The following is a 19,812-nucleotide window of genomic DNA, read 5'->3' on the forward strand; positions in this document are numbered from 1 at the left end:
CGTTAGGAAAAACGTTGAAACGATTCAAGTCGGGGAGGGAGCTGCCAGGGTCGATGGGAGGGGCACAGCGGGCGGGGGCTTCAATGTTAGGAGTAGGAACGGCTTTGGCGGCGAAGCGACCGCATGTTCACAACATATGCAGTGAATTTCCTGGCGCTTTCGCGGCTAAAGCCGCTCCTACCGACCGTCCTATCAGCGGTTGAAACCGATCGGTCTATTTCAGAAAGGTGCGTCACCCAGGATGGTGGCGCGATGCATGACGCGACGCTGGGGCCGGTAGTCGTCGATGGCGAAGTGCTGGGTAATGCGATTGTCCCAGAACGCGACGTCGTCCTGCTGCCATTGCCAGCGCACGGTGAACTGCGGCTGCGCGCTGTGGCTGAACAACAGGCGCAGAATCGCATCGCTCTCGGCCTCGGACAGCTCGTTGATACGGGTGGTGAAGCCCTCGTTGACGAACAGCCCCCTGCGCCCGGTAACGGGATGAGTGCGCACCACCGGGTGGCTGCTGGGCGGGTTGCGACGCTTGGCTTCTTCGAAACGCAAGCGGTCCTGTTCACTGACGGCGAAGCGCGATTCCGGGAAGGACTTGCTCAGATCATGGGTGGCGGTCAGGCCGTCGAGCAGGCGTTTGAGGGGTTCGGACAGCGCCTCGTAGGCCGCACTGCTGCTTGCCCAGAGCGTGTCGCCGCCGTAGGGCGGAACTTGCTTTGCGCTGAGCACGGCGCCGAGCGCCGGGGTCTTGAGGAAGCTCACGTCGGAGTGCCACAGCGCGTTGTCGCGCAGGTCGTTGCGCTCGGTATCGAGGATCAACACCTCCGGTTGCTCGGGTACGCTCGGGTAGATCGGGTGGATGTGCAGGTCGCCGAAACAGGCCGCCAGGCGTGCCTGCTGCGTCGGCTCCAGGGGCTGGTCGCGAAAGAACAGCACCTGGTGGTCGAGCAAGGCCTGGTGCAGCGCCTGGTGCGACTCGCGGCTCAACGGCTGGCGCAGGTCGATGCCCTCGACGCGGGCGCCCAATGCCGGGCTGATGGGGGTGATGATCAGACTCATGGTGAGGTATCTGCCGTGTCGGTCGAAGTGTTCAGTGGCTGCGGCCGTGCCAGGGCACCAGCCGACGTTGCAGGGCACGCAGTCCCAGTTCCATGGCGAAGGCCACCAGGGCGATGACGAAGATCCCCAGCACCACCACATCGGTGACCAGGAACTGTGCGGCCGACTGGACCATGAAGCCCAGGCCATTGGTGGCGGCGATCAGTTCAGCGGCCACGAGGGTCGACCAGCCCACGCCCAGGCCGATGCGAATGCCGATGAGAATGTCCGGCAGTGCCGCCGGCAGGATCACGTGGCGAATCAACTGCGCGCGGCTGGCGCCCAGCGATTGCGCGGCCCGCAGCTTGGCCGGGTCGACGTTGCGTACGCCGGTGGCCGTGGCGATGGCGATGGGCGCGAAGATCGCCAGGTAGATGAGCAGCACTTTGGACAGCTCGCCGATGCCGAACCAGATGACGATCAGCGGCAGATAGGCCAGCGGCGGCACCGGGCGGTAGAACTCGATCAGCGGGTCGAAGATGCCCTGGGCCACCCGGTTGCAGCCGATGGCGATACCCACCGGAATGGCCAGTAGCACGGCCGCCAGCAGGGCCAGGCCGATACGCTGCAGGCTGGCGCCCAGGTGCTGCCAGAGGGTCGACTCCATGTAGCCTTCGGTAGCCAGCAGCCAAGCCTTGTGCAGGACGGCAGCGGGCGAGGGCAGGAACAGTGGCTCGACCAGCGCCGCGGCAGTCACTGCCCACCACAGTGCCAGCAGGGTGACGAAGGTCATTGCCGTGATGCTGCGAATGCCGAGCCGCCACTTGCGGCCTGCGTGGTGCACCGGGCGGGTCGGGGCCAGCCTGTGCTGGCCAGCATGGACGTTGCTGTTGCTCATGCGGGCTCCTTGCGCCCAGCGGCGCGACGTTGTGAGAACACCTGCTCGAGCACGTGCTCGCGGGTGGCGATGAAGTGCGGGTCGGACTTGATGGCCCGGGCCGGCTCGCCGGCGGCATAACGCTGGGCGAAATCCAGCTTGAGGTACTCGTCGATACGCCCCGGCGATGGCGCCAGGAGAATCAGGTCGGTGGCCAGGAACACCGCTTCTTCGATGTCGTGGGTGATCAGGAACACCGGCTTGCGGGTGCGTTGCCAGACCTGCAGCAACAGCTCCTGTACTTGTTCGCGGGTGAAGGCATCCAGTGCGCCGAACGGCTCGTCCATCAGCAGCACGCGCGGGTCGGCGGCCAGGGCGCGAGCCAGGCCAACGCGTTGGCGCTGGCCGCCGGACAACTCCCAGATGTTGCGCGCTTCGAAGCCGGCCAGGCCTACCAGCGCCAGCATCTGCCGCGCGGTGTGCTCACGCTGGCTACGCGGCACGCCGGCCAACTGCAAACCGAAGCCGACGTTGGCCAGTACGTTCAGCCAGGGCAGCAAGGCATCGTCCTGGAACACTACGCCGCGCTCGGCAGATGGGCCGTCGACTGCCACGCCATCCAGGCTGATGCGCCCGGCGTCCGGCTTGACGAAGCCGGCGATCAGGTTGAGCAGCGATGTCTTGCCACTGCCGGATGGGCCCAGCACCACCATCAGTTGCTCGGGGCCGAGGCTCAGGGATATGTCCTTCAACACCGCTTCGGCGGCACCGGGGTAATGCGCGCTGACGCGCTCCAGCTGTAGCAGAGCCATGGTTCGAGGTCTCCTTGTGAGGCGGGCGTTACGGGGCGATGTAGTCGGCGCTGATGTAAGGCCTGTAGTCACCCAGTACGCTCTCGACCTTGCCTTGTTCCTTGAGGAAGGCTGCCGTCTTGGCGATCGCATCGGCGGTACCGCCGCCGAGCAGGGCGGCAGAGCGCTGAGCCTGGGCATCGGGGAAGTTCGAGCCGGCCAGCAGCTCGGGCACGTCTTCGGCGTTGGAGCCGGTCAGCCGTGCGATCTTCTGCACTTGCGGCGAATCGACGGTCCACTGCGCCTTGTGCGTGCTGTAGTCGGCGTAGGCGTCTAGGGTGACCTTGGCGAACTGGCGAATCACCTCCGGGTGCTTGTCGGCGTAGTCCTTGCGCGCCACCCAGACTTCGAAGGTCGGCGCGCCCCAGCGGCCCACTTCGGCGGCATCGGTGAGCACCTTGCCGGTCTTGCGGATCTCGCCCAGCGCCGGCGACCAGACGAAGGCGCCGTCGATGTCGCCGCGCTTCCAGGCTGCGGCGATCTGCAGGGGTTGCAGATTGACCACCTTGACCTTGCCTTCCAGGCCCCACTGTTTCAGCGCCGCGAGCAGGCTGTAATGCGAGGTGGACACGAACGGCGTGGCGATGGTCTTGCCCACCAGGTCCTGGGGCTTGTCGATGCCGCTGCCATTGCGTACCACCAGCGCCTCGGCGGCGTTGATCTGCGCCGAAACGATGAACGCCACGATGGGCAGCTTGCGTGAGGCCGCCGCGGCCAGAGGGCTGGAGCCGAGGTTGCCGATCTGTACGTCACCGGAAGCCAGGGCGGTGACCACTTCCGAGCCGCTGTTGAAACGTCGCCAGTCGATCTTCTCGCCGATGGCTTTCTCGAAGGTGCCGTCGGCCTGCGGGACTTTACCGGGGTCGATGCCGGTCTGGTAGGCGACCACCAAGGGTGCGGCTTGCAGGTTGAAGGCCAGCAACGAGGCGGCGAGGGCAGTGAGCAGTGGACGAACGAATGCTTTACGGGCCATGGCGATTCTTCTTGATATGGACAGGCATGCGGCGGCACAGCGCGCGCGTTACTCCGGGGCCTTGAAGGAGGACCAACGGTGGGAAGAGATATTGAGGTTATAAAAAATAGCCATCCAATAATTAATTGGAATTAGCTTAGAAATAGCCACGGGATGCTGCTGCGGCCCGCTCAAGATCAAGGCTTTCGCGTTCGCGACCCGTATCAGACGGGCGTACCCTGGCATTATCCGCTTTGACTCTGGGGACACATCATTGCTATACCTGCCTCTCCAGATCAGCAGCGAGACCGGCCATGACTACAGCACTCCATACCATGCCGTTCACCAAGAGCCAGTGCGTAACTGGCCTGCGGGCGGCGCTGCGCGTGTTGGACAAATGGCAGGCGTCCGGTGAGCAGGCCTGCCGCATCCTGCGCATTTCGCGCAGCACCTGCACCCGTGCCCGGCAGGCGGATGACGCCTGGTCGGTGAACCTGGACCTGGACCAGATGCAGCGCGTCAGTTTCGTGCTGAACATTCATGCTGCGCTCCGCACGATGTTCGACAACCCCGCCAATGTCTATGGCTTTCCAGCCCTGGCCAATCACAACGAATTTTTCAATGGCCGTGCGCCGCTGGAGATCATGGCCCAGGGCGACATCATCTCGTTGTACGAGACCTTCCGCCGCATCGATGCCTTGCGGTGCGCCCAATGGTGAAGCTTGAAGCGCTGACCGAATTCCCGGGACAAACACTCAAGGCCCACCGGCTGGTCAATTCCCGCTTTCCGCCCATCGACCTGTTCGACGACGTCGCCGACGCGGCGGAATTCGCAACGCTGCATGAGATCCAGGCACTGACCAACCCGCGCTTGCAGAATGAAATCGGCCGTCTTGAACTGATCGCGCTGCCGGAGATTCCCTTCGGCATCGTCGGTTGCTCCTACGCTGTAGCGCCTTTCACCCACGTCAACCCGGCCGGTTCGCGGTTCAGCGACGGCAGCATCGGGGTGCTGTACCTGGCCGACACCGTAGACACCGCGCTCGCCGAAGTGCGCTATCACCAGGATCGCTACTGGTCGAATGTGCCAGGCTTGAGCTACGAGCGCTTCGTGTTCCGCAGCCTGGTGTGCCACTTCAGCAACCAGGGCTGCCGTGACGCGGCGGTGCGCGGTCTCGACGACCCCATCCATGATCCGGATGACTACACCGCTGCCAGGCGCCTGGGTCGCGACGCCCATGACCATGCCTGCCCCGGCCTGCGCTACCGCTCGGTACGCGCGCCCGGCAGCCTGTGCTGGGCCTTGATGACGCCGCGGCACGTGCGCTCAGTGATCCAGAGCGCGCATTTCGAAATGATCTGGAGCGGCCGCATCACCAGCGTCAATCGCATTTCCAACGCCTGAACCCGGCGGGGCAAGCACGCGAGCGGCCTTTACTCGCCTCATGACGCAAAAGAGCGGCGCGGGTTTGCACCCGGCCGCTCTGGTTCGTTCATGCCCCCCGAATCAGGAGGTCACAGGCTCACGCGCTGGCACGCCTTCTTGCAGCGCATCCAGCGACGGGATGCCGTCGGTGTGCTGCGTCTTGCGCATGGGCGGGCGACGCACCGGAGCGACATCGGCCTTGTAGTAGGCCGCCGTGCTGCGAGGCAGCGGCTGACGACCGCGAATGCGGTCGGCGATCTTCTCGGCGATCATGATGGTGGTGGCATTGAGGTTACCGGTGATGATCTCCGGCATGATCGACGCATCCACCACGCGCAGGCTCTGCAGGCCATGTACCCGGCCCTCGGCATCCACCACGGCCATCTCGTCGGTGCCCATCTTGCAGGTGCAGGAGGGGTGATAGGCGGTTTCTGCATGCTCACGCACGAAGGCATCGAGCTGTTCATCGGTCTGCACGTCCAGGCCGGGGCTGATCTCGCGACCCCGATAGGGGTCCAGCGCCGGTTGGGCGATGATTTCACGGGTGATGCGGATCGCGTCGCGGAACTCCTGCCAGTCCTGCTCGGTAGACATGTAGTTGAACAGGATGCTCGGGTGTTCGTGCGGGTCCTTGGACTTGATCTGTACGCGGCCACGGCTCGGTGAGCGCATCGAGCCCACGTGAGCCTGGAAGCCGTGCTCCTTGACGCCCTTGGTACCGTTGTAATTGATCGCGACCGGCAGGAAGTGGTACTGGATGTTCGGCCATTCGAATTCCGGACGGGTCCGAATGAAACCGCCGGCTTCGAACTGGTTGCTGGCGCCGATGCCGGTACCGTTGAACAGCCACTCGGCACCGATAGCTGGCTGATTCCACCACAGCAGCGACGGGTAAAGCGACACCGGCTGGGTGCAGGCGTACTGGATGTACATTTCCAGGTGATCTTGCAGGTTCTCACCCACGCCTGGCAGTTCGTGCACCACCGGAACCTGATGCTTGTTCAGCAGCTCGGCCGGGCCGACGCCGGAGCGCTGCAGGATCTGCGGCGAGGCAATGGCACCGGCGCACAGCAGCACTTCCTTGCGGGCCTTGGCCTGTACGGCATTGGTCGAACTGCCCACCAGGTAGCTGACGCCCACGGCACGCTTGCCTTCGAAGAGGATGCGGTCAGTGGTGGCATGGGTGACGATGGTCAGGGTATTGCGCTGCTTGGCCGTGTCCAGGTAACCGCGGGCGGTGCTGGCGCGGCGCCCATTCGGCGTCACGGTGCGGTCCATCGGGCCGAAGCCTTCCTGCTGGTAACCGTTGAGGTCGTCAGTGCGCGGATAACCGGCCTGTACGCCGGCCTCGACCATGGCGGCGAACAGTGGGTTGTTGTCGGCCTTGGGCGTGGCCACGCTGACCGGTCCGTCGCCACCATGCCAGTCGTTGGGGCCGATGTCGCGGGTCTCGGCCTTGCGGTAGTAGGGCAGGCAGTCCAGGTAGGTCCAGTCTTCCAGGCCGGGCAGCTTGGCCCAGCTGTCCAGGTCCATGGCGTTGCCGCGGATGTAGCACATGCCGTTGATCAGCGACGAGCCACCCAGGCCCTTGCCGCGCCCGCACTCCATGCGACGGTTGTTCATGTGCGGTTCTGGGTCGGTCTCGTAGGCCCAGTTGTAGCGGCGGCCTTGCAGCGGGTAGGCGAGGGCGGCCGGCATCTGGGTGCGGAAGTCCAGACGGTAGTCCGGGCCACCGGCTTCCAGCAGCAGGACGGTGACACCCGCGTCTTCGGTCAGACGCGCAGCGAGGGTATTACCGGCCGAGCCGGCACCGATGATGATGTAGTCGAATTCTTGGGACATACAGACGTCCTCATGTAGGAGCGGCTTGAGCCGCGAAAACGGTTACTGGCGCACTTGCACCCCATGCAAGTGCGCGGCAGGAGCAAAAGCCGCAGCGGCGAGGTGCCGATGCGGCCTGGCGTCAGAACACCGAGGCGTAGTCGCCCAGTTCGACCTGGATCGACTTGATGCGGGTGTACTGGGCCAGCGACGAGATGCCGTTTTCACGCCCGACACCGGACTGCTTGTAGCCGCCGACCGGCATCTGTGCAGCCGACTCGCCCCAGGCGTTGATCCAGCAGATACCGGCTTCCAGCTGGTGGATGACGCGGTGGGCGCGGTTCAGGTCGCGGGTCACGATACCGGCGGCCAAACCATAGTCAGTGGCATTGGCACGGCGGATGGCCTCTTCCTCGGTGTCGTAGCTGAGGATGCTCATCACCGGACCGAAGATCTCTTCCTGGACGATGGTCATGTCGTCGCGGCAGTCGGTGAATACGGTCGGCGCCACATAGGCGCCCTGGGCGAGAGCACCTTCGGTAAGGCGCTCACCGCCACACAGCAGGCGTGCGCCTTGCTCCTTGCCCTTGGCGATGTAGCCCAGCACGCTTTCCATGTGCGCAAAGCTCACCAGCGGGCCGAAGTTGATGTTCTCGTCGGTCGGGTCGCCGATGCGAATGCGCTTGACACGCTCCAGCACCTTGGCTTCGAAGGCCGCCTTCATGCTCGAAGGGATGAACACGCGGGTACCGTTGGTGCAAACCTGCCCGGAGCTGTAGAAGTTGGCCATCATCGCGATGTCAGCGGCCTTGTCCAGGTCGGCGTCTTCGAAAATGATCAGCGGCGACTTGCCGCCCAGCTCCATGGTCACTTCCTTGAGGGTCGAGGCCGAAGCACTGGCCATGACCTTCTTGCCGGTGCTGGTGCCGCCGGTGAAGGAGACTTTCTCGATCTGCGGGTGTTCGGTGAGCAGGCTGCCTACGTCGCGGCCACTGCCGGTCAGCACGTTGAACACGCCATCGGGCAGACCGGCTTCAGTGAAGATTTCCGCCAGCTTCAGGGTGGTCAGCGAGGTGACTTCGCTGGGCTTGAAGATCATCGCGTTACCCGCGGCCAGGGCCGGGGCGGACTTCCACAGGGCGATCTGGATCGGGTAGTTCCACGCACCGATACCGGCGGTGATACCCAGTGGCTCGCGGCGGGTATAGACAAAGGAGGTGTCACGCAGCGGGATCTGCTCGCCTTCGATGGCCACCGCAAGGCCGGCGTAGTACTCCAGCACATCGGCACCGGTGACCACGTCGACGTAGCGGGTTTCCGAGTAGGCCTTGCCGGTGTCGAGGGTTTCCAGCATGGCGAGTTCGTCGTTGCGCTCGCGGAGCAGGTCGACGGCACGGCGCAGGATGCGCGAACGTTCTGTAGCGGTCATCGCCGCCCAGACTTTCTGGCCTTTCTCAGCGCTCTTTACCGCGCGCTCTACGTCGGCGGCCGTTGCGCGCTGAACCTTGGCCAGCACTTCACCGGTGGCAGGGTTGATGGCATCAAAGGTTTCCGAGCCGCTGGCATCGACATATGCGCCATCGATATAGAGTTTTTGAGTTTCGAAACGGGCCATAAAGTTCTCGCAAGTGCAATGGTTTATCGGCGATCCGCATCCTTCGGGCGTGCGGTTTTGAGCTTGCCGGCAGCGGCTGCCAGCGATGTTTTTCGCCAGGAAGCGGTCCGTGGAGGAGGCCGCATGACAAAAATCAGCCTACTTTATCTATATTGAACAATCAATCAATAAAAAATCCGGACCCAATCAAGATGGTGCTCATGATGCGTGGCTGAAACGATCGAGCGGTGCAAGAAAGAGGGTGTCCGTAAAGGGTGTGACAGGCGTCAGTGGAAGACGTTCGTTACTTTTTGCTGGAATTTGCCGTGGATTCGTAGCAGCGCAGAATCCGTGCTTTAAGCGAGGCTACCCAGAGTGGGGCGACGCTCCAGCAGGAAAAGGCTCTGCGGCGAGGCTTCTAAGGCTCTGTGGCGTTACGAAACGAGGCTTCTGAGATAACGGAGGGCAGGGCGACGATTAGGTGGCCGACGCCGAGCATTAAATAACTCAACTAAATGTTCGTTTAGTTGAGTTATCAGTTTTCTGCATGATGATGGGTTGCCATGGAATACGGAGGCGGGTGGAGAGTCAAGCCCTGACAGGCCGAGTACATCTTTTAGAGGCACAAAATGCGGTTTTTGCTGTCTTCGAGTTCCGCCAAGTGACCCTTTGAAAAACCACCCTGTGGCACAAGAACTCAAAACTTTGTGATCGATGGGTGGCCGGAGCCGGATTCCGGCCTATCTGACGCCTGGCGTCACAGCCCTTGGCGCCGAAGAAACATTCATTCATTTCGTGTTGAAGGAGCAATTCCACCATGGAGCACTACCTGTCAAAGCCCTGGTATGACTCACGTCCCGTACCGGTGTTCATGACCGTCTTTTACTGCTTGATCGTCCTGTTCCAAACCGGTTTCTGGGTATTCACCGAAGGCTATATACAAGCCAGGCTGGGTGATATCTCGATCTTTTCGCTACTGATTTATTGTGTGGTTTCAGGGCTGATGGGCCTGGGCGGCTTGTTGCTCTGGAGCAAGAAGAAAAGCTGTTCGTGGTGCTTTGTCCTGGCTCTGGTGACTGGCCTGGCGATCATCTTCAGCCACCTGCGCGGTGAGTCTGCGGCGCATCTACTGAGCATGCCGATGTTCAAAGAGTACGCCCTGGTTTTCGGCATCTGGGTGTACAGCCTGCAGTTGCGAACGACCAATTATTTTTCCGGTAGCCGGGCAGCGGACTGAAACAAAGTGAACGGGCACACTCATGATGAGGCTTCATCGAGAAACGCTGTCGTGAGTGTGCCGTGCCTTTGGTGGGGAACGACAGCGTGAAATACGTCTGGGATAGGCTCACATTTGGTAATACATTGTTACGCATAATGTATATTATGTTAAATTATGTATTACATATTACAGCTCCTGAGCAACATGTCCCCTAGAATCCCCTCGTTCGCGCCACTGGGATCAAAATATCCCCTAACGGCCCTGTACTTGAAAATCTGTCAGTCCGCTCTGGTACCTAACTCCAACTCCCACACGTTTTCCAGCAACCTTGGCTGAGCCCAGCAAATCCAGAGGTGTCGGGCGTTCCAGTCAGAACGCGACTGGCGCCTCGTGCTCATCAACCTCGAAATCCGGCGCAGGCTCCACAACCCCTTTGACCATGTCAGGCGTCAAGGTCCAAAAAACACCCTGGATCGATTTCTGCTGGAAATCCACAGTAAAGCCGTTGACGACATCCAGTCGAAAGATGTCCAGCCAGGTCGCTTGGACTGCCGAATGAAATGGCTCCGGCAGCGGCTTATCGTCATAGATACAGAGACCCGCTGCGTTAATCTCGCGCTCGAATCGTTCCTCAGCTTCGCCTTCCGCATTAATCCAATAGTTCAGCGGGACATGCCACATATCAAAGTCAGAAAGCAGCAGCTCGTGACGGGGAATACTCAACTCCAGCAGAAGCTGATCGTCGGTACCGCACCGAGCGGTGGGTTTGGTTTCTCCATAACCCGCTCTGACCCAGCACCACCAGGGACTCACGCCGGTTTTTGCTGAGGGGATGCCTGAAGCCTCCATGACGTCAATCATCCACTGATAGGCCATGCGGAACATCGGGTCGTCGTCAGCAAACTCGATCGAGCAATGCCGCAAGCGCCCGGTCATGAGCGGCTCAAGTATCTCGTGTGGGATGAACATCCATGCAGTCACACGCCCATGGTCATCGGCGAAGTGGTCACACCACTGCTTGCGGGTCTGTGCGAGATCGGGGGCTAAATGTTCGTCTGTTGCCGGCCTGGCCATCTGCCTTCCTACTATGTGGACATGCGGACGTTTCCGGTCCGAGTCACCGAACGGACGCTACGGTGCGCCTCTCGTCCAGCCTAAAGCCAAAAGTAGCATTTCGACACGGTTACGCGACAAGGGTCCAGTTTGATCATGGGCCTGGTCATCAGGCGTGCACCTACAACGTTCCTTTATCCCTTTCCGCCAACACCACCCGCTCCCCAGCCTTCAGCCCCGACCGCACCTGCACCTGGCTCTGATTACGCAAACCGGTCTCGACCTGTGTCGTGCGCACCTTGTCACCCTCCTCCAGCACCCTGACCTCGAAGCGCCCCTGCGCATCCTTGGCGCCAAGCGCTGCCAGGGGAATGCTCAGGGCGTTTTCAGCCACGCCCAGCACGATGCGCACATCGGCGCTCATGCTCACGCGCAGGCGCCCCTGCGGGTTGGGCACGTCGAACACCGCCGTGTAGAACACCGCCTCCTTGCCCGAGCCGGCATTGCTCCCCTGCCCGGTCAGATATTGAGGCGCCGGTTCGATTTCGCGCAGGGTCGCCTCATAACGTGTGTCGGGGTCGCCCATCAGGGTGAAGTACACCGGCAGGCCCGGGTGAATACGCAGTACATCCGCTTCGGCCACCTGCGCCTTGATCGTCATCCGGCTCAGGTCGGCCATTTTCAACAGGACTGGCGGCGCCTGCTCAGCGATGACCGTCTGGCCTGGCTGGGTGACGATGGCCAACACGGTGCCGTCGGCCGGGGCCAGGATGCGGGTGTAGTCCAGGTTGACCTGGGCGGTGTCGCGTTGAACGCGTGCCTTGCGCGACTGCTCCATCTGCGAGGCGTAGTCGCCTTTGGCCTGGGCATAGGCGGCACGTGCCTGCTCGGCTTCTTGCGCAGAGACGGCTCCATGCTGGATGAGACGCTGATAGCGCCGTTGCGCCTGCTCGGCACGCTCGAGCTTGAAGCGGGCGGCGTCGGCCTGCGCACCAAGCAGCTGCACTTGCACCTGTGCCTGGCGCAACGCATTGCGCGCCGGCAAGGGGTCGATCTCGGCGAGCAACTGGCCCTGGCGAACCTGGTCGTTAGGCGCGACCAGCACTTGCTTGACCTGCCCGGAAACTTGAGCGCCTACATCCAGCTGGCGGCTACCTTGCAGTACGCCGCTGGCGATCACTGCCTGTTCAAGGCGTCCTTCGCGTACCGGCGCAGTGATGTAACCCGACTCTTCAGGTTCGGTTGCATAGCGATAGAACGCATAACTTGCCAGCGAGAACAGCGAGTCGACCAGCACCAGGCGCACCAGAATCTTGCGCCAGCTCCAGCCGCGAAAGGGCCATTTAAACTTCACCACCTCGCTCCTAGTTTGTACGGTTGTACCAATACTCTAGTTTGTACGGTTGTACCAAGTTATTAGTTCGTACGGATGTACCAACTTAATCAGCCGTACCATGGACTTTGACCGGGAACTAAAGGCGCTCAAATCATTCAAATGCGGCATTTACTTTAGGCCGACCGCCGGTTTTGCGTCTGTCCCTGCAAACCGGGACAAGTTGTGGTGCCAGTCGGATAATGGCACATTAACTACAATCCTTTGTCCCTGTTTTCGGCGACAGACACTCTTCAGCTCACTCTGTAGTTTCGACGTATCAGATGGCCGGATCACTGCATTGTCCGGTCCTGTACACGTTCAATGGAAGCGCTACGGACAGCGGTGTACCGGAGCCTGTGACGAGAGAGAACGATGAATTCCAAGCTACAGGAAACAGGTAAGCATTCCGCCTACTTCTTGGCCCTGGGGCGGTTGATATCAAGCGTGGGCAGCAATGACTTCGTGTCGCAAATGCACGACTTGATCAATGATTCAGTGCCGATCGATCTGACCGAACTCAGTGAGTGGACGATTGATGAACACGAGCGCAAGGTGATCAACACCTGGCTTATCGGCAGTGCTCCGGCAGCCTCTGGAACTTGCGCCCAGGACCATGACTGGTTATTGGAACGCCTGCTCGAATCGGAAGAAGCCCCGCTCATACACAGCAAATACCCCAGCGCCATGGTCAAGGAACCTACTCCCTGCCTGGATGCCTGGTGCTGTAACGTCGCGTCCAGAAAGTCCAATCGCTACTGGCTGATTTCACTGCACCGCCACACCCCGCAAAAAGACTTCTCGATCCATGAACTCTCGTTTCTGAAGAACTTTTCAGAAACGCTTTTGCCGCTGCTCGAGCGTCATGCCCAGGCGACGCGGGAGCTCTGCGACTTGCCTCAGATGACGCCCGACACTTCCGGTGGGCGGGAGCTGCAGCGCGACTTCAATGAGAAACTCAAGCTCACTGACACCCAGCTGTCCACGCGGGAGCGAGAGATCTGCCTGGGCCTGCTTGCGGGCGCCACGGTGCCCGAAATGGCCGAAAAACTGCACGTGAAAAACAGCTCCATTGAAACCTATTTGAAGCGTGCGGCTGCCAAGCTAGGGGTGAAAGGACGTCACGGACTGGTCAAATGGATGATCGGGATGAGCCAGAGCGGTTGAGCGCCGCAACCAAGCCACCCTCTTTGACCGAAGCTTGCAGAATGTTCAGATAAGGTTGCGTCCATGTTTCGCTACTCCCCCGGTTGGCTGACGCTCGCTTTACTCAGTGGCTGTTCACTGATTCCGATTACCAGCGCCCTGCTCCGCCAGCGCCTGCAGCCTATGCACAAGGCAGCGCCGTGCTGAGCACGGGTGAAGCCAGGCAATACGGTTGGCAACAGGTCTTCCGCGACCCGGCCCTGGTGCAGTTGCTGGATACGGCAATGACCCACAATCGTGATCTGCGCGTGGCCCTGCTCAACATTCAGGCGTTTCAGGCGCAATACCGTATTCAGCGCAGTGCGTTGTTTCCCAGCGTATCGATACAGGGCTCCGGCACTCGCCAGAGCGTACCGGCGGACCTGTCCACTTCGGGGGTACGCAGCACGGCGGGTAATTACTCGGTCGGGCTGGGCATCAGCGCCTATGAGCTGGACCTGTTCGGCCGCAACCGCAGCCTGAGCCAGGAAAAGATCGAGGCGTATCTGGCCCAGGAGCAGGCCCAGCGCAGCACCCGGCTGAGTCTGATCGGCAACGTCGCCACGGCCTACCTGAGCTGGCGCGCCGACCAGGAACAGCTGGCGCTGGCGCGACAGACTCTGGAAGCCTACGAAAAGAGCCTGTCGCTGACCACGCAGCAGCTCAGCGCCGGCGGCGCCACGGCCCTGGCCCAGAGCCAGGCCAGTACTCAGGTCGAGAGCGCCCGGGCGCGGGTGGCGCAATACCAGCGGCAAGTGGACCAGGGCCAGAACAATCTGCAACTGCTCACAGGCGCTCCCGTGCAGATCAGCGTTCCCAGCGAACCGATCAGTGATGATCTGATCGCCCAGATGCCCGCCGGGTTGCCTTCACAACTGCTGCAACGCCGGCCTGACATCCTGCAGGCCGAACACCAGCTCAAGGCGGCCAATGCCAACATCGGTGCAGCGCGGGCGGCGTTTTTTCCCAGCATCACCTTGACTGCCAACGGCGGCACCGCCAGCAGTGAGTTGTCCGGTCTGTTCAAGGCGGGCTCCAAGGCCTGGACGTTTCAGCCGCAGATCAATATCCCGCTGTTCAATGCCGGTAACCTGCGCGCCAGCCTGGATTACGCCAAGATCCAGAAAGACATCGACGTCGCGCAGTACGAGAAAAGTATTCAGACCGCGTTCCAGGAAGTGTCCGATGGGTTGGCCGCGCGCCAGACTTACCGCCAGCAAGTCATGGCTCAACATAATCTGGTCAAGGCCAGCGAGAATTACTATCGGCTTGCCGAATCACGTTATCGAGAAGGGCTGGACAGCAGCTTGACCTTCCTCGATGCCCAACGCTCTTTGTACAGTGCTCAAAGCTCGCTGATTAACGATCGCCTCTCGCAATTGACGGCAGAGGTCAATCTTTACAAAGCACTGGGTGGCGACTGGCAGCAGGAGCCGTCTCAAGAGTTATAGATCCCGTTACGCACTTACTTAAGTCGATTTTTATCGAGGATCGTGTTGCCTGTGGGCATGCACCGATCCATTCAAACAAACGTTTGGTAAGTTCAAACGCTTGTTGGCTTTATTCAAACAACCGTTCGATATAATCAAACGGCTGTTCGTTGCCGCCACGATTGCAAAATTCGCGAAAAAACAAGTATTTAACGCTGTAAAAATAGAGGCTAAAGTAGATGCTCAACCCCTCTAAGAGGTAGCACATTGATGTCACTCCTTACAATGCTGGGTGCGATGAAAAAATATGAGCTGGGATGAAAAAAATATCAGTGCGAGTGTTAGATAATGCTGGCCTCACCTAGTTGTTATCGGTATTGTTACTCCTACGGAAACATATCATTACACTCACCCACTGCATCTACCGGCTGACCGAGCGACTCAACTGGAGTAGACCCATGAAGACAGACCTTGAACAACTGACCTCGACCGCAGACTTGGTCTTTTCGGTAAGTGATAGCATTTAGCCCTATTCTAATAACTTTCTGCTTTGTGCCCGTTAACTGCCTGTCGAATCCAGGAGATCAGGATTATGCCTAGTCATTCATCGCCCTAGCCTTCCCTTCTTTCAGTTGCCCACACACTTATACTTAAACTCATTAATGCCTTTTATTGCATTGACGTCATTCAATTTGATTATTGAGTCATGGTTATTGAATTTAGAAGGGAAGTTTGATGAACATCCAACAGCTCTTTCCGCACTTGGGAAAAGTGATCGCTGGCGCCGGTAGCCGACATTTCACGCGCTTACTTCACGATCTGATCAACGCCTCGTTACCGGTAGACGCTACACACGTTACTCAATACCGCGCCAGCTCCGGCATCCCTGTGGCCGGTCCGGTACCCAGAAATTGCATCGGCAGCACCTCACCCAACAGCGCTCCCCCGCCGGAACCTATCGTACTGAGCCCAGAGCAACTCAAGGCGGCACAACTTTATGAACATGCCGGCGATACCTACCGCGTGATCGCCGGTCAAGTGGGTAACGAACCGGTAAAGGCCGCTGCCAATTGCCAGATGCATTTGGCTTCCTACCAGCAGAAGAATGGCCAACGCTGCGTGATTTCGGTATTTCGTACCGCATCTGAAGAAGCCTTCACCCCCCAGGAGCGGGCAAAGTTGAAAGACCTGGCGCTGATGCTGCTGCCGATCATCGAAGAACACATCGCAAGCACCACGCCTTCCGCCAGCAACGTCACCGCACTGCATGGCCGCGCCCACCGCGTAGACAACAAGGTTCCTGCCCTCAGTGGCTTGCGTGAACGCTTCCAGGAACGTCTCTGCGCGTGCGAACTGAACCTTTCCGAGCGCGAAACCGAAGTGTGCATCGGCCTGCTGGCCGGCCACACGGTGCCTGAGTTGGCCGAGCGGCTGGCGCTGAAGGTCAGTACCGTGGAAAGCTATTTCAAGCGCGCTGCCGTGAAGATGAGCATCAACGGCCGCCGTGCTCTGTTGCGCTGGCTGCACGCCAGTGAACCGACTGAAAACCTTCAATTGCTGCGCAAGGGCGCCTGATCGGCCCATTGCCAGCCCCCTCCCTCAAGGTGGTGGCAGGCCGGCTGCAATCAGCCGTTCTGCCACCACCTTGAACCTTCCCCCCGACGCGACACCCCTCTGCGCTTGCCCGTGGGAGCGGCTTTAGCCGCGAAAGCATCAGGGAAATCACAGCATCTGCTGTGAACAGACGCTCGCTTCGCGGCTGAAGCCGCCCCTGTGCGCGGAGCGGCGGTCGGCTTTGGGATGTCAGTCCCGCGCCAAGGCGTTGATCGGGTCCAGGCGCGCCGCATTGCGTGCGGGCACGAAGCCGAACACCACGCCGATCAGGGTCGAGCACACGAAGGCGGTGATGATCGAACCCAGCGAAAAGACCATCTGCCATTCCTTCACCACCAGCGAGAACACATAGCCGATCGCGAACGACAGGCCGATGCCGATCACCCCACCCAGCAGGCAAACCATCACTGCCTCGACCAGAAACTGCTGGCGAATGTCCGAGGCTCGCGCGCCCACCGCCATGCGGATACCGATTTCGCGGGTCCGCTCGGTCACCGACACCAGCATGATGTTCATCACGCCAATGCCGCCCACCACCAGCGAGATGATCGCGATCAGCGACAGCAGCAGCGCCAGCGACTGGCTGGTCTTCTGCACCGTCTGCAGGATGGTATCCAGGTTGTAGGTGAAGAAATCCTTGGTGCCGTGGCGCTGCTCCAGCAGCTTGGTGACCTTCTCCTCGACCAGCTTGCTGGGCTGGCCGTCCTTGACCCGCACGGTAATGCTGTCCAGGTAACGCTGGCCCAGCAGGCGGCCCGAGGCGGTTTCGTAAGGCATCCACACATTGAGGTTCTTGCTGGTGACGAACACGCTCTTCTTGTCTTCGGTCACCCCGATCACCGTGCACGGCAGGTTGTCGACCAGAATCACCTGGCCCAGCGGGTTGGTGCCTTTGGGAAACAGCCTGTCCCGGGTGTTGTGGTCGATCACTACTACCTGGGCCTGGCGCCGACTGTCCTGCGCGCTGAATCCCACGCCCTCGCCCAGCTTGATGCCGCGCACGCGGAAGTAATTGTCGCCCACGCCGTTCACCGTCGCCGTCAGGTCCTGATTGCGATAGCGCAGCAGCAGGTTGCGGCCGACGTTAGGCGTGGCACTGTCGATGTAGTACTCGTTCGACAGCGCCGTCACGTCGCCCAGCGACAGGGTCTCGATCGACGCCGAGCGGCTGTCGCCCCAGTCGGTGCCGGGAAACACCTCGATGGTGGTGCTGCCGATCGCCGCGATGTCATTGAGCACATAGCGCTTGGCCCCCTCACCGACGGCGACGATGGAGACCACCGAAGTAATCCCGATGATGATCCCCAACATGGTCAGCAAGGTGCGCATGCGGTGGGCGACCAACGCGATCCAGGCCATGGTGAAGGCTTCGCGGAACAGCTCCAGGCGCGCGGTCAGCCGGCTGGTACGGCGGTTCTTGTCCGGCAGCGCCTGGGGCTGCGGCGCCTCGGCCTGGACCGGATCGGGGTTGATGCGGTCGGCGACGATACGCCCGTCGCTGATCTCGATGATGCGCCGGGCGTGGGCGGCGACCTTTTCGTCGTGGGTGACCAGGATGACCGTGCGCCCGGCGGCGTTGAGTTCCAGCAGAATGTTCATCACCTCGCGTCCGCTGGCGGTGTCCAGCGCACCGGTCGGCTCATCGGCGAGGATGATCTCGCCGCCGTTGATCAGCGCACGGGCGATACTCACCCGCTGCTGCTGGCCACCGGACAACTGGTTGGGCCGGTTGGCCAGGTGCCCGCCCAGGCCCAGGCGGCTGAGCAATGCCTGGGCGCGGTCGGTACGCGCGGTCTCGCCCACCCCGGCGTAGATCGCCGGCATCTCGACGTTGCTGACTGCACTGAGGTGGCTGAGCAGATGGTAACGCTGGAAGATGAAACCGAAGTGCTCACGGCGCAACGCCGCCAGCTCATCGTTGGCCAGGCTGTGCACCTCACGGCCGCCGACCTTGTAGCTGCCCTCGTCGGCGCGGTCCAGGCAGCCGAGCACGTTCATCAGTGTCGACTTGCCCGAGCCTGAGGCGCCGACGATGGCCAGCAGCTCCCCGGGCTGCACCGTCAGGTCGATGTTGTCCAGCGCGATGAAGTCCTTGTCGCCACCGCTGAAGCGCCGGGTGACGCCACGCAGTTCCAGCAATGGCTCGCTCATGCGCCACCCCCTGCAGTGCTGGCGGTGGCGGTCGCGGTGTCGGGCGTCGCCTCGCCGATCACCACCTGGTCACCCTCCTCCAGGCCCTGGTCGATCTGCACACGCACATTGTTGTTGATACCGGTGCGTACCTGGCGGGTCTGCGGCTTGCCCTGGGCATCCAGCACCCGGACTTCATAAAGGCCGTCCTGCCCCTGGGCGCCCAGCGCCGCCACCGGCACGCTGAGCACACCCTTGGCCTTGTCGAGCACGATATGCACCTGCGCGGTCATCGAGATACGCAGGCGATGCTCCGGGTTGGGCACCTCGAACAGCGCGTTGTAGAACACCGCAGTGTTCTGCCGTGAACTGGTGTTGGCCTGGGTTTCCAGGAAGTTCTGCGGCGCCGGTTCAATACCGCGCAGCGTGGCGTGATAGCGCTTGTCGGCTTCGCCGAGAATGGTGAAGTACACCTCCTGGCCGGGCTTGATATGAATCACGTCGGCTTCCGAGACCTGGGCCTTGACCGTCATGGTGCTCAGGTCGGCCAGTTTCAGCAGCACCGGCGCCAGTTGCTGGGCGATCACGGTCTGGCCTTCCTGAGTCACGATGCCCACCACCGTGCCGTCGATGGGCGCATTGATGCGGGTGTAGTCGAGGTTGACCTGCGCGGTTTCCACCTGGATTTTCGCGTCCAGCAACTGCGCATCGAGTACCCGCAGGTTGGCACCCTGCACCTGATACTCGGACTTGGCCGCCTCAAAGCTTTCCCGCGACACCGCTTCGCTGGGCAGCAGCCGCTGTGCTCGCTCATAGTCCGCCTTGGCCTTGGCCAGTTGCGCCTGGGTCGCCTCGCGCTTGGCCGCCAGTTCCTGCGCGTTGACCTGCGCCTGGCGCAGCGAGTTGCGCAGTACCACCGGGTCGATCTCGGCCAGCCACTGGCCTTTTTTCACCTCATCGCCCAGCTTGACCTTGAGGCTTTTCAGTTGCCCGGACACCTGGGCACCGACATCGACCTGCTTGACCCCCTGCAGGATGCCGGTGGCCAGCACCGAGTTCTCGATGTCGCCCCGCTCGGCACGCGCGGTCAGGTATTGCGGCGCGGCCTCTTCCGAGCGCGTGCTGGCGTAGACCAGGCCGCCAATGACCAGCAAGGCCGTGAGGATGATGCTCTTTCGGTATTTGAACTTAGCCATATCGAACCATGCTTGTGTGAGAACCTGCCCGGCCGGCGGCCGGGCTCAGGTGACAACGCC

The 19,812-nt window shown here is 61.2% G+C and carries 14 protein-coding genes and 2 pseudogenes; 6 read left to right on the forward strand and 10 right to left on the reverse strand.

Translation table 11 applies throughout. The features are described 5' to 3' along the window. Positions 1-219: 219 nt before the first annotated feature. From tauD to tauA, 4 genes are read right to left on the reverse strand one after another with little or no spacing between them, the layout of a single operon-like run. Positions 220-1,053: a taurine dioxygenase gene (tauD, locus tag RRX38_RS04080; RefSeq protein WP_315961645.1), complete on the reverse strand. Its 834-nt coding sequence runs from the start codon at positions 1,051-1,053 to the stop codon at positions 220-222. 31 nt (positions 1,054-1,084) lie between these two features. Beyond that, positions 1,085-1,930, reverse strand: coding sequence for a taurine ABC transporter permease TauC (tauC, locus tag RRX38_RS04085; RefSeq protein WP_410524866.1), 846 nt, complete (start codon positions 1,928-1,930; stop codon positions 1,085-1,087). Beyond that, complete coding sequence (tauB, locus tag RRX38_RS04090; protein WP_295475436.1) at positions 1,927-2,721, reverse strand: taurine ABC transporter ATP-binding subunit; 795 nt, start codon at positions 2,719-2,721, stop codon at positions 1,927-1,929. Before tauB ends, tauC begins: the two co-directional genes overlap by 4 nt. A gap of 28 nt (positions 2,722-2,749) precedes the next feature. Further along, on the reverse strand, positions 2,750-3,733 hold the full coding sequence (gene tauA, locus RRX38_RS04095; protein WP_315961646.1) for a taurine ABC transporter substrate-binding protein: 984 nt from the start codon (positions 3,731-3,733) through the stop codon (positions 2,750-2,752). Between the two features lie 293 nt (positions 3,734-4,026). Between tauA and RRX38_RS04100 the strand changes: the two genes are divergently transcribed. Then, entirely contained in the window at positions 4,027-4,431 is a 405-nt protein-coding gene (locus RRX38_RS04100) for an antitoxin Xre-like helix-turn-helix domain-containing protein (protein WP_315961647.1), read from the forward strand. Continuing rightward, complete coding sequence (locus RRX38_RS04105; protein ID WP_315961648.1) at positions 4,425-5,117, forward strand: RES family NAD+ phosphorylase; 693 nt, start codon at positions 4,425-4,427, stop codon at positions 5,115-5,117. The genes RRX38_RS04100 and RRX38_RS04105 overlap by 7 nt, the downstream gene beginning before the upstream one ends. Positions 5,118-5,300: 183 nt before the next feature. On the opposite strand, the pseudogene betA reads toward RRX38_RS04105, so the two are convergent. Further along, positions 5,301-6,980: pseudogene (gene betA, locus RRX38_RS04110) on the reverse strand (choline dehydrogenase); the annotation flags it as partial. Between the two features lie 121 nt (positions 6,981-7,101). Continuing rightward, a complete protein-coding gene (gene betB, locus RRX38_RS04115) occupies positions 7,102-8,574 on the reverse strand; it encodes a betaine-aldehyde dehydrogenase (RefSeq protein WP_315961649.1) in 1,473 nt (490 codons plus the stop codon). A gap of 796 nt (positions 8,575-9,370) precedes the next feature. Here betB and RRX38_RS04120 point away from each other — a divergent pair. Then, on the forward strand, positions 9,371-9,790 hold the full coding sequence (locus RRX38_RS04120) for a hypothetical protein (RefSeq protein ID WP_315961650.1): 420 nt from the start codon (positions 9,371-9,373) through the stop codon (positions 9,788-9,790). Positions 9,791-10,141: 351 nt separating this feature from the next. Here RRX38_RS04120 and RRX38_RS04125 read toward each other — a convergent pair whose 3' ends face one another. Beyond that, a complete protein-coding gene (locus RRX38_RS04125) occupies positions 10,142-10,846 on the reverse strand; it encodes a DUF3841 domain-containing protein (protein WP_295475419.1) in 705 nt (234 codons plus the stop codon). A 160-nt stretch (positions 10,847-11,006) separates the two neighbouring features. Beyond that, complete coding sequence (locus RRX38_RS04130; protein WP_315961651.1) at positions 11,007-12,179, reverse strand: efflux RND transporter periplasmic adaptor subunit; 1,173 nt, start codon at positions 12,177-12,179, stop codon at positions 11,007-11,009. Positions 12,180-12,572: 393 nt separating this feature from the next. Here RRX38_RS04130 and RRX38_RS04135 point away from each other — a divergent pair, with 393 nt between their 5' ends. The 3 genes and pseudogenes from RRX38_RS04135 (at position 12,573) to RRX38_RS04145 (ending at position 16,387) form a co-directional block, all read left to right on the forward strand. Next, positions 12,573-13,364, forward strand: a complete 792-nt coding sequence (locus RRX38_RS04135) for a helix-turn-helix transcriptional regulator (protein ID WP_295475415.1) — start codon at positions 12,573-12,575, stop codon at positions 13,362-13,364. Between the two features lie 63 nt (positions 13,365-13,427). Beyond that, positions 13,428-14,833: pseudogene (locus tag RRX38_RS04140) on the forward strand (efflux transporter outer membrane subunit). A gap of 714 nt (positions 14,834-15,547) precedes the next feature. Continuing rightward, a complete protein-coding gene (locus tag RRX38_RS04145) occupies positions 15,548-16,387 on the forward strand; it encodes a helix-turn-helix transcriptional regulator (RefSeq protein ID WP_315961652.1) in 840 nt (279 codons plus the stop codon). Between the two features lie 228 nt (positions 16,388-16,615). Here the strand turns inward: RRX38_RS04145 and RRX38_RS04150 are convergent, their stop codons facing one another. Together RRX38_RS04150 and macA are read right to left on the reverse strand one after the other, a co-directional pair. Then, entirely contained in the window at positions 16,616-18,577 is a 1,962-nt protein-coding gene (locus tag RRX38_RS04150; protein ID WP_315961653.1) for a MacB family efflux pump subunit, read from the reverse strand. Further along, positions 18,574-19,752: a macrolide transporter subunit MacA gene (macA, locus tag RRX38_RS04155; RefSeq protein WP_315961654.1), complete on the reverse strand. Its 1,179-nt coding sequence runs from the start codon at positions 19,750-19,752 to the stop codon at positions 18,574-18,576. The genes RRX38_RS04150 and macA overlap by 4 nt, the downstream gene beginning before the upstream one ends. Positions 19,753-19,812: the final 60 nt, after the last annotated feature.

This window comes from Pseudomonas sp. DTU_2021_1001937_2_SI_NGA_ILE_001, assembly GCF_032463525.1.
In the GTDB taxonomy this organism is placed as follows: Bacteria; Pseudomonadota; Gammaproteobacteria; order Pseudomonadales; family Pseudomonadaceae; genus Aquipseudomonas.

Coding starts and splice junctions, on each gene's coding strand:
- tauD (WP_315961645.1), bottom strand. CDS start 1,053: ATGAGTCTGATCATCACCCCCATCAGCCCGGCATTGGGCGCCCGCGTC.
- tauC (WP_410524866.1), bottom strand. CDS start 1,930: ATGAGCAACAGCAACGTCCATGCTGGCCAGCACAGGCTGGCCCCGACC.
- tauB (WP_295475436.1), bottom strand. CDS start 2,721: ATGGCTCTGCTACAGCTGGAGCGCGTCAGCGCGCATTACCCCGGTGCC.
- tauA (WP_315961646.1), bottom strand. CDS start 3,733: ATGGCCCGTAAAGCATTCGTTCGTCCACTGCTCACTGCCCTCGCCGCC.
- RRX38_RS04100 (WP_315961647.1), top strand. CDS start 4,027: ATGACTACAGCACTCCATACCATGCCGTTCACCAAGAGCCAGTGCGTA.
- RRX38_RS04105 (WP_315961648.1), top strand. CDS start 4,425: ATGGTGAAGCTTGAAGCGCTGACCGAATTCCCGGGACAAACACTCAAG.
- betB (WP_315961649.1), bottom strand. CDS start 8,574: ATGGCCCGTTTCGAAACTCAAAAACTCTATATCGATGGCGCATATGTC.
- RRX38_RS04120 (WP_315961650.1), top strand. CDS start 9,371: ATGGAGCACTACCTGTCAAAGCCCTGGTATGACTCACGTCCCGTACCG.
- RRX38_RS04125 (WP_295475419.1), bottom strand. CDS start 10,846: ATGGCCAGGCCGGCAACAGACGAACATTTAGCCCCCGATCTCGCACAG.
- RRX38_RS04135 (WP_295475415.1), top strand. CDS start 12,573: ATGAATTCCAAGCTACAGGAAACAGGTAAGCATTCCGCCTACTTCTTG.
- RRX38_RS04145 (WP_315961652.1), top strand. CDS start 15,548: ATGAACATCCAACAGCTCTTTCCGCACTTGGGAAAAGTGATCGCTGGC.
- RRX38_RS04150 (WP_315961653.1), bottom strand. CDS start 18,577: ATGAGCGAGCCATTGCTGGAACTGCGTGGCGTCACCCGGCGCTTCAGC.
- macA (WP_315961654.1), bottom strand. CDS start 19,752: ATGGCTAAGTTCAAATACCGAAAGAGCATCATCCTCACGGCCTTGCTG.